The organism is Photobacterium sp. SP02 (genome assembly GCF_038519165.1).
In the GTDB taxonomy this organism is placed as follows: Bacteria; Pseudomonadota; Gammaproteobacteria; order Enterobacterales; family Vibrionaceae; genus Photobacterium; species Photobacterium halotolerans.
This window is the reverse complement of record NZ_JASJOJ010000192.1, coordinates 1-284: the sequence shown is the minus strand read 5'-3', so window position 1 is coordinate 284 and position 284 is coordinate 1. Positions and strand designations below refer to the sequence as shown.

Sequence of the window (284 nt, the reverse complement as noted above, 5' to 3'; positions counted from 1 at the left end):
GGCCACATTACTAAAGATGCTTACACGGCAGATTCTGTCGGTAACACCTGGCAGGAAGCGCACGTTGACGAATTCCTGGTTCAGGAGCTGGACCATGTTCTGACGGTTCCTCGTGACCCACAAAGCGGTCAGCCTACTGGTCAGCGTGTTCACCGTCCAATTATCGTGACTAAGCAGCAAGACCGTACTTCTCCGTTGCTGTTCAATGCCCTGGTCAGTGGTGAGAAGCTGCCAGAAGCTTACATCAACTTCTACCGCACTTCGACGCAAGGCAAGCAAGAGCA

The 284-nt window shown here is 52.8% G+C and carries 1 protein-coding gene; it reads left to right on the top strand.

Annotation, left to right across the window (positions count from 1 at the left end):
• Positions 1 to 284 (top strand): type VI secretion system tube protein TssD (tssD, locus tag P0Y67_RS22950; RefSeq protein ID WP_342393722.1); only part of this gene is annotated, 284 nt, incomplete at both ends.